The sequence below is a fragment of the Kitasatospora sp. NPDC093558 genome (assembly GCF_040683475.1).
In the GTDB taxonomy this organism is placed as follows: Bacteria; Actinomycetota; Actinomycetes; order Streptomycetales; family Streptomycetaceae; genus Kitasatospora.
Map to the genome: position 1 here is coordinate 1 of NZ_JBFBDY010001419.1, position 1,017 is coordinate 1,017.

General features: G+C 67.8%; 1 protein-coding gene. It reads right to left on the reverse strand.

The window, feature by feature from the left end; translation table 11 throughout:
* Positions 1-788 (reverse strand): extracellular solute-binding protein (locus AB0O00_RS41460; protein ID WP_363659827.1); only part of this gene is annotated, 788 nt, incomplete at its 3' end.
* Positions 789-1,017: the final 229 nt, after the last annotated feature.

Here is a 1,017-nt window from a genome sequence, read left to right on the forward strand (position 1 = left end):
GTGAGGTCGGTGCGGTTGACGGCGGCCGGGCTCTGCTCGGTGAGGCCCGCGTCGACCCAGGACTTCAGCTGCGCGAACGTGTCGAGGTTCGCGGGCGAGTCGATCGCGTAGTGCCCGTCCTGGCCCTGGTATCCGCCGTGGTTCTCCAGCATCCAGATGAAGGACTCGCCCTGCGCCTCCTCCTTGCCGAGGGGCACGCCCAGCGGGATCTCGACGCCCGCCTTCTTGAGGGCGGTGGCGGCGGCGGTGACGTCCGCCCACGTTCTCGGGGGCTTGGCCGGGTCGAGGCCGGCCTTGCGGAAGAGGGCGTTGTTGACCAGGAACAGCCGGGTGCTGGCGACGAACGGGATGCCGTACTGGGTGCCCTCCTGCTCGCCCGCCCGGGCCATCGCGGGGACGAAGTCGATCGCGGTCTTCCCGGAGAGCACTTCCTGGGCCGGGTAGAGCAGGCCGTCCTTGGCGAAGTCCGCGTAGCCACCGGTCTGCAGGAGGTCCGGCTGGTTGCCGTTCTGCACCATCGTCTTGACCTGGGCGTCCAGGTCGTTCCAGTTGATCACCTGCAGGTCGACCTTGATCTTCGGGTTCTGCTGCTCGAACGCCGAGATCACGCCCTGCCAGTAGGCCTGGCTGGGGTTCTGTCCGTTGGAACCGTAGTCCGCCGCGACGAACTTGATCGTCGTGGTGCCGTCGGCCGAGGTCCCGGAGTTGTCGGAGCCGGAGCCGCAGGCCGACAGCGTGAGCGCGGCGGACAGACAGACGGCGGGAAGGACGAGGACGCGCGGGTTCATGGGGGACCGCCTTTGCGGGGGAGGAGGGGGCGCGAGCCGACGATGCGCCGCCATGCTCATTGATGAGCTAATCAGGCAGATATGCGCATGCTTGAACACTCTCGCGAGGAGAGTGTGCAACGCGGACAGCCCGCAGGCCAGTCGGCGTTACCGAAGTGTTGCCGGAGGATTCGGTCGGCAGGACTGCCTGCAGATGCCTTGACTCGCGCACGCCGGAGCCTCGAAGCTG